Origin of the sequence: Pseudomonas sp. TREG-RG-20F-10-E-6-01 (assembly GCF_022662455.1) — a bacterium.
Classification (GTDB): Bacteria; Pseudomonadota; Gammaproteobacteria; order Pseudomonadales; family Pseudomonadaceae; genus Aquipseudomonas.
Genome location: NZ_JAKNQP010000008.1, coordinates 218,256 through 226,075, shown reverse-complemented (window position 1 = coordinate 226,075; position 7,820 = coordinate 218,256). Strand labels below are relative to the sequence as shown.

The window sequence follows — 7,820 nt, the reverse complement described above, 5'->3', positions numbered from 1 at the left end:
CACCGAGCCTAGGCGAGGTGCCGAGTGGTGGGGCAAAGACCTTTTGGTTACTTTTGGGGCGTTTGCCAAAAGTAACCCGCTGTAAGAGCGGAACCGCCAGCCGCCGTGACCGCAGCAACGGATATGTACCCAACCCCCACCCCACCCCCACCCCACCCCAACCCCGCCCCAAGTTTTGTCAGCCCCCACCAAACCCCTCTTTACCCAAGCTTTACCCACACCTGACCGCCGCTGACCTTGATCTGAGTAACCTACTCACATCCGGACTCACCGGAATAGAGACAGGAGAATCACCATGCGCAAGACCCTTATCGCTTTGATGTTCGCCGCTGCCCTGCCAACCGTTGCCATGGCCGCCGCGCCAGAAGGCCCAGGCCCGATGGGCGGCCCTGAAGGCCACATGATGGGTGGCCCGGGCCCCGGTGGTGAACACGGTCCGCGTGGCAAAGGCGGCCCGTTCAGCCAACTCGACCTGAGCCGCGAACAGCGCGAGCAAATCGGCAAGCTGATGGGCGAACAATGGCACGGCCGCAAAGAGATCGTGCGCAAGTACCTGGACAAACTGCCAGCCGCTGACCAGCAAGCCATGAAAAACGAAATGGCGGCCGCCAAGCAGAAAACCCAGGCCGACATCCGCGCCGTGCTCAAGCCCGATCAACAGAAGAAATTCGACGAGATCGTCAAGAAACAAGCCGAGCGCCGCGCCGAGTGGAAGGAATTCCAGGCCTGGAAAGCCCAGCAGCCGAAAAAAGCGCAATAATGCTCTAGCTTTACCACCCCAGCCCAGTGGCTCGCGCCGCTGGGCTTTTCCTGCTTGAGGGTTTCCTGTGCGTTCATTGTTCTGGCGCATCCTGGCCAGTTTCTGGCTGGCCATCGCCTTGGTTGCCGGGCTGTCGATCCTGCTTGGGCACATGCTCAACCAGGACGCCTGGATTCTCAGCCGCCACCCCGGCCTCAACAACCTGCCGCAGGAGTGGACGCAACTCTACGAAGCCCAGGGCGAGGACGCCGCTCAGGATTTGCTGCAACAACGCAAACGCCAGTACCACATCGACGTGCAAGTGCTCAATGAGAGCGGCGAGCCGGTGGTGCGCGGTACGTTCCCCCGGCGCGCCGCCGCCTTCGAGGCCCGGCAAAATGACAACCAGGACGGCCACCTGCCGTGGCGCCGCCTGACCGCCGAGTACACCAGTGAAAAAACCGGCGACACCTACCTGCTGATCTACCGCATCCCGCACCCGGAACTGGACGAATGGCACCGAAACAGCCTGACGTGGCCGTTGAGCGCGCTGGCGATTGCGCTGGTGGTGCTGACCCTGTTCAGCCTGCTGGTGACGCTGTCCATCACCCGCCCGCTCAGCCGCCTGCGCGGCGCGGTGCATGACCTCGGCCAGGCCACCTATCAGCAAAACAGCCTGGCGAAATTGGCCAACCGCCGCGATGAGTTCGGCGTGCTGGCCACTGATTTCAACCGCATGGGCGCGCGTTTACAAAGCTTGATCGGCAGCCAGCGCCAGTTACTGCGCGACGTGTCCCACGAGTTGCGCTCGCCGCTCGCCCGGCTGCGCATTGCCTTGGCCTTGGCCGAACGCGCCAGCCCCGAAGAACGCGAACGACTCTGGCCACGCCTGACCCGCGAATGTGATCGCCTGGAAGCCCTGATCAGCGAAATCCTGGTCTTGGCCCGCGTCGATGCCGACAACGCGAGCGCTGAAGAAGTCGACCTCAACCCGCTGCTCAAGAGCCTGCAAAAGGACGCCCAGCTCGGTGCTCCGGACCAGGTGGTGCAACTGACCGCCGAGCCCGAGCTGGCGCTCAAGGGCTGGCCGACCATGATCGAGCGCGCCGTGGATAACCTGCTGCGCAACGCCCAGCGCTTCAACCCACAGGGACAACCGATCGAGTTGCACGCCCGGCGCCACGGCGAGCGCATTCTGATCAGCGTGCGTGACCACGGCCCCGGCGTCGAAGCCGAACACCTCAGCCAATTGGGCGAACCGTTTTACCGCGCGCCCGGCCAGGCTGCCCAAGGCCACGGCCTGGGTCTGGCGATTGCCCGGCGCGCAGCGGAACGCCATGGCGGCAGCCTGATCCTGGCCAATCACCCCGACGGAGGTTTCATCGCCAGCATCGACCTGCCGCTGGAACCGGGAGTTGTCACACCGGTGTGAGGATCTTCTATAGTGGCCCTTCTCTAATGGAGGGCCTTTGATGACTGACCTGCTGACCCCCATCCAAGCCGCACTCGATCTGCCGCAAACCCCGCTGACCTTCACGGAGGCTGGCGCCCTGCCCTCGACCTTCGCCGTCACCGAACTGGCCAGCGCCAGCCTTGGCGCAGCCGGCCAGGCCGTGGCTCACCTTATCCACCAACAGACCGGGCGTTTGCCCAGTGTCAGTGTGGACCGTCGCCTCGCCTCCTTCTGGTTTTCGTCCTCGATTCGCCCCGTGGGATGGGAAACGCCGCCGCTGTGGGACCCGGTCGCCGGCGACTATGCCTGCGCCGATGGCTGGATTCGCCTGCACACCAACGCCCCGCATCATCGCGCCGCCGCCGAGCAGGTCTTGGGCACGGTCAATTACCGCGCCGAAATGGCCGCAAAAGTTGCAACGTGGAACGCTGCCGAGCTGGAACAGGCGATCGTCGATGTCGGCGGCTGTGCAGCGCAGATGCGCACGTGGCAGGCCTGGCAAACCCATCCTCAAGGGTTGGCGGTGAATGCCGAGAAGTTGGTGCAGCGCCAGACCTTTGACACCCCCACCGACAAACCCTGGCTCGGCTCGGTGGCGCGCCCGCTGGCGGGCATCAAGGTACTGGACCTGACGCGCGTATTGGCCGGTCCCGTGGCCAGTCGCTTCCTCGCCGGGCTCGGCGCCGACGTGCTGCGCATCGACTCCCCGAGCTGGAACGAACCCGGCGTGGTGCCGGAAATGACCCTGGGTAAACGCTGCGCACGCCTCGACTTGAAGAGCCCCGAAGGCCGACAGGTGTTTGAAGACCTGCTCAAGGACGCCGACATTCTGTTTCACGGTTACCGCGCCGACGCCCTTGAACAACTGGGTTACACCGCCGCAGAACTGCAGACCCTCGCCCCCGGCCTGATCGACGTAAGCCTCAATGCCTACGGCTGGAGCGGCCCGTGGCGCAATCGCCGCGGCTTCGACAGCCTGGTGCAGATGAGCAGCGGGATTGCCGACGCGGGCATGGCCTGGAAGCAGTCGGATAAGCCGGTGCCATTGCCATTGCAGGCGCTGGATCACGCCACCGGGTATTTGATGGCAGCCAGCGCGATCCAGGCGCTAAGCGAACGCTTGAAATCCGGGCGTGGCGGCTCGGCGCGATTGTCATTGGCGCGCACGGCGAAGTTGCTGGTGGAAGCCGGACAGGTGCCGGAGCAACCGGCGTTACGGGCTGAAGAGCCGAGTGACCAGGGGTTGGTGGTGGAACAGACGGCATGGGGTCAGGCCCATCGGTTGCTGGCACCGGTCACCCTCAGCGGCACGCCGTTGCAGTGGGATTTGCCGGCGGGGGAATTGGGCTCGCACCGGGCTCAGTGGTGACCTGAAGACCGCCTTCGCGGGCAAGCCCGCTCCCACATTTGAAATGCATTCCCCATGTGGGAGCGGGCTTGCCCGCGAAGAGGCCCTGACAGACGCCATCAATCCGCCCGTTGCAGCGACGCCCACAAATGCTGCGCCGCATACGCCCTCCACGGCCGCCACGCCTCAGCCCGCACCCACAACTGGCGCGCCGAAACCGGCCCGCCTTCCAACGCCGCCAACGCATTGATCAACCCAATATCCCCCGACGCAAACGCATCCGGCTCACGCAACTGACGCATGGCGATGTACTGCGCGGTCCAGTCACCAATCCCCGACAAGGCCACCAGCCGGGCCACGCCGTCGTTGAGACTGGCTTTGGGCTCAAACAACTGCGGGTCATCCAGCAACGCCTGAGCCACACCGGACAACGTGCGGCCCCGCGCCTTGGGCATGCCCAACGTCGCCAGATCCGCCTGCGCCAACACCTCCGGCGTCGGGAACAGGTGGGTGATACCCGCGTGTGGGGTTGCCAGTGGCTGGCCGTACTGCGCCACCAGTTTGCCCGCCAGGCGAATGGCTGCCACCACCGTGATCTGCTGGCCCAATACCGCGCGAATCGCCAGTTCCAGACCGTCCCACGCGCCCGGCACGCGAAGGCCTGGACGCGCCGCCACCAGCTGCGCCATCAACGGGTCGGCGGCCAATTGCGCATTGATCAACCCGGGCTGGGCGTCCAGGTCGAACATGGCTCTCAAGCGCCGCGCGATCTCAGCAAGCACCGCCGCGTCAGAAACCTCCACGCCAACGTCCAACCAATCGCCTGCGCCCGGCGCAACGCTGATCCAGCCGTGGCAACCGTTAACACTGATGCTGCGTCGATACACACCCGCCTCGACACTTTCCAGCCCAGTGATCGCACGCAGGGACAAAAAGCCCAGCATCGCCGCCCAGTCATAGGGCGGCTGATACGCGAGTCTCACAATGACAATACCCCGCCATACAAGCCATACGCCGCCAACCCTGCGCCGGCGACAACGCAGCTGAAAATGCCTTTTTCCACAGAGGTGAACAACGGCTGGCCCTGCTCGCGCTTGGCCAGGGCGAACAGAATCACACCGGGCGCATACAGCAGCGCCGACAACAGCAGGTATTTCAAGCCGCCGGCATAAAGCAGCCACACGGCATACGCCAGGGCAATCAGGCCCACCAGCAAATCTTTCATGCGCTGGCGGCGGGCGCCTTCGTAGGTTTCGCCACGTGCACTCAACAGCACCGCATAGGCCGCCGACCACAGGTACGGCACCAGAATCATCGACGAGGCCAGGTAGATCAGTGTGGTGTAGGTGCTGTGGGAAAACAGCGTGATCACCAGAAAGATCTGGATCATCACATTGGTCAGCCACAGTGCGTTAACCGGCACCTGGTTGGCGTTTTCCTTTTTCAGGAAGGCCGGCATGGTCTTGTCATGGGCAGTGGCATAAAGAATTTCCGCGCACAGCAACGCCCAGGACAGCAAGGCGCCAAGCAAGGACACGGCCAGGCCAATGCTGATCGCCATCGCGCCCCAAGGGCCGACGATATATTCCAGCACACCCGCCAGGGACGGGTTTTGCAACTGCGCCAATTCCGGCTGGCTCATGATTCCCAAGGACAACACATTCACCAGCACCAGCAGTGCCAAGACCCCAAGAAACCCGATCACCGTGGCCCGGCCGACGTCCGAGCGTTTCTCGGCCCGCGCCGAATACACGCTGGCGCCTTCGATGCCGATGAACACAAACACGGTGACCAGCATCATGTTGCGCACCTGGTCAACCACGCTGCCGACTTGCGGGTTGCCCAGGCCCCAGATATCACGGGTGAAGATATCCGCCTTGAACGCCACACCGGCGATCACGATAAACATCAGCAGCGGCACGATCTTCGCCACGGTGGTGATCTGGTTGATGAACGCCGCCTCCTTAATCCCGCGCATCACCAGAACATGCACGGCCCACAACAACAGCGAGGCGCAGGCGATGGCGACCGGCGTATTGCCCTGGCCGAACACCGGGAAAAAGTAGCCGAGGGTGCTGAACAGCAACACGAAGTAACCGACATTGCCCATCCACGCACTGATCCAGTAACCCCAGGCCGACGAGAACCCCATGTAGTCGCCAAAACCGGCCTTGGCGTAGGCATACACCCCGGAATCCAGTTCGGGCTTGCGGTTGGCCAGGGTCTGGAACACGAAGGCTAACGTCAGCATGCCCACGGCGGTGATCGCCCAGCCAATCAATATGGCGCCCACTTCAGCGCGCGCCGCCATGTTCTGCGGCAAGGAGAAAATCCCCCCGCCAATCATTGAGCCCACCACCAGCGCGATCAGCGCACTGAGTTTGAGTTTTTGGGCCGGTTGCGACATGAACACTCCTGAATAACTAACAATTGAGCTGACGACCGTGCACTCAACTAATTAATTCAGCGAGTGTAGCGTTTATTAAAGACAGCGATAAAACCGTCAAGCTCATAACGTAATGGCATGACAGTTTATATAGTTTAGGTTTATTTAGAATTTAAATAGGCAGGCACTTTGCCAGCCCTCGGTTATTTGGCAGCCCGTCCCGAAAAAGTTTGCACATTCAGCAAAAGGGGCTAGCTTCAAAAGTCCGCCTGAACGCACTAAATAATTAACCACAACGCAGAGCCGCTCTGGGACGCGACTTTGCGAGGAACACTATCGCCCGGGAATCTTAACCCTAAGTCATTAATTCACAATGGAATGTGCCAATGAAGTGATCTGAGTCAGCTGTTTGATTAGCGCACGGAATTATTCTGTGGTCTCTCTTCTCCTGCATTGGAGTCATGCAATGTCTGAATCTCCCGGAAAACTTCGACTAGGCGCGCTGGTTGCACTGGTCGTGGGCTCAATGATTGGCGGCGGGATCTTCTCACTGCCGCAAAACATGGCTGCCAGCGCCGATGTAGGTGCGGTGTTGATTGGTTGGGTAATTACCGCCATCGGCATGCTGACCCTCGCCTTCGTGTTCCAGACCCTGGCCAACCGCAAACCCGACCTCGACGGCGGCGTATATGCCTACGCCAAGGCCGGTTTCGGCGATTACATGGGTTTCTCGTCGGCCTGGGGTTACTGGATCAGCGCGTGGCTGGGCAACGTCGGTTACTTCGTGTTGCTGTTCAGCACCCTCGGGTACTTCTTTCCGATCTTTGGCGAAGGCAACACCCCGGCCGCGGTGATTGGCGCGTCGGTGTTGCTGTGGGCCGTGCACTTTCTGGTGCTGCGCGGGATCAAGGAAGCGGCGTTTATCAACCTGGTGACCACCGTCGCCAAGGTCGTGCCGCTGGTGCTGTTTGTGCTGATCGCGCTGTTCGCGTTCAAGCTGGACATCTTCACCGCTGACATCTGGGGCGTGAAAAACCCGGACCTGGGCAGTGTGATGAACCAGGTGCGCAACATGATGCTGGTCACCGTGTGGGTGTTCATCGGCATCGAAGGCGCGAGCATCTTCTCGTCGCGGGCGGAAAAACGCTCCGACGTCGGCAAGGCCACGGTGATCGGTTTTATCACCGTGCTGCTGTTCCTGATGCTGGTGAACGTGCTGTCTTTGGGGATCATGACCCAGCCGGAGCTGGCCAAGCTGCAGAACCCGTCGATGGCCGCCGTGCTTGAGCATGTGGTCGGCCACTGGGGCGCGGTGCTGATCAGCGTCGGCTTGATCATTTCGCTGCTGGGCGCCCTGCTGTCGTGGGTGCTGCTGTGTGCGGAGATCATGTTCGCCGCCGCCAAAGACCACACCATGCCGGCGTTTCTGCGCCGCGAGAACGCCAACCATGTGCCGGCCAATGCCCTGTGGCTGACCAACGCGATGGTGCAGATTTTCCTGGTGATCACGCTGTTCTCGGCCAGCACTTACCTCTCGCTGATCTACCTCGCCACCTCGATGATCCTGGTGCCTTACCTGTGGTCAGCGGCCTACGCGCTGCTGCTGGCGGTGCGCGGCGAGACCTACGAAAACGCCCTGCGCGAACGCAAGAAAGACCTGTTCATCGGTGCCATCGCGCTGATCTACGCGGTCTGGCTGCTCTACGCCGGCGGCGTCAAATACCTGCTGCTTTCCGCCCTGCTCTATGCCCCTGGCGTGATCCTGTTCGCCAAGGCCAAGCATGAACTGGGCAAACCGATTTTCACCAACGTCGAGAAGCTGATTTTCGCCGCAGTCGTCGTGGGCGCCCTGGTGGCTGCCTACGGCCTCTACGACGGCTTCCTGACTCTGTAA

6 protein-coding genes are annotated in these 7,820 nt (G+C 62.0%); 4 read left to right on the top strand and 2 right to left on the bottom strand.

All coding sequences use genetic code 11. The features are described from left to right. Positions 1-295 precede the first annotated feature (295 nt). The 3 genes from L8K08_RS22665 (at position 296) to L8K08_RS22655 (ending at position 3,561) form a co-directional block, all read left to right on the top strand. Positions 296-760 (top strand): LTXXQ domain protein, encoded by a 465-nt coding sequence (locus tag L8K08_RS22665; protein WP_145165314.1) that lies wholly within the window; start codon positions 296-298, stop codon positions 758-760. Positions 761-827: 67 nt separating this feature from the next. Further along, complete coding sequence (locus tag L8K08_RS22660) at positions 828-2,171, top strand: HAMP domain-containing sensor histidine kinase (RefSeq protein ID WP_242199997.1); 1,344 nt, start codon at positions 828-830, stop codon at positions 2,169-2,171. 40 nt (positions 2,172-2,211) lie between these two features. After that, positions 2,212-3,561: a CoA transferase gene (locus L8K08_RS22655; protein WP_242199996.1), complete on the top strand. Its 1,350-nt coding sequence runs from the start codon at positions 2,212-2,214 to the stop codon at positions 3,559-3,561. 98 nt (positions 3,562-3,659) lie between these two features. On the opposite strand, the gene L8K08_RS22650 is transcribed toward L8K08_RS22655, so the two are convergent. Both L8K08_RS22650 and arcD (L8K08_RS22645) read right to left on the bottom strand, forming a co-directional pair. Continuing rightward, positions 3,660-4,523: a DNA-3-methyladenine glycosylase gene (locus tag L8K08_RS22650; RefSeq protein ID WP_242199995.1), complete on the bottom strand. Its 864-nt coding sequence runs from the start codon at positions 4,521-4,523 to the stop codon at positions 3,660-3,662. Next, positions 4,520-5,947: an arginine-ornithine antiporter gene (gene arcD / locus L8K08_RS22645; RefSeq protein WP_242199994.1), complete on the bottom strand. Its 1,428-nt coding sequence runs from the start codon at positions 5,945-5,947 to the stop codon at positions 4,520-4,522. Before arcD (L8K08_RS22645) ends, L8K08_RS22650 begins: the two co-directional genes overlap by 4 nt. Positions 5,948-6,392: 445 nt before the next feature. On the opposite strand from arcD (L8K08_RS22645), the gene arcD (L8K08_RS22640) reads away from it, so the two are divergent. Beyond that, positions 6,393-7,820 carry an arginine-ornithine antiporter gene (gene arcD / locus L8K08_RS22640; RefSeq protein ID WP_242199993.1) on the top strand — a complete coding sequence of 476 codons (1,428 nt, stop codon included), beginning with the start codon at positions 6,393-6,395 and terminating at the stop codon, positions 7,818-7,820.

Excerpts from the sequence above, each read along its gene's own strand:
- L8K08_RS22665 (WP_145165314.1), top strand. The coding sequence starts at position 296 with ATGCGCAAGACCCTTATCGCTTTGATGTTCGCCGCTGCCCTGCCAACC.
- L8K08_RS22655 (WP_242199996.1), top strand. The coding sequence starts at position 2,212 with ATGACTGACCTGCTGACCCCCATCCAAGCCGCACTCGATCTGCCGCAA.
- arcD (WP_242199994.1), bottom strand. The coding sequence starts at position 5,947 with ATGTCGCAACCGGCCCAAAAACTCAAACTCAGTGCGCTGATCGCGCTG.
- arcD (WP_242199993.1), top strand. The coding sequence starts at position 6,393 with ATGTCTGAATCTCCCGGAAAACTTCGACTAGGCGCGCTGGTTGCACTG.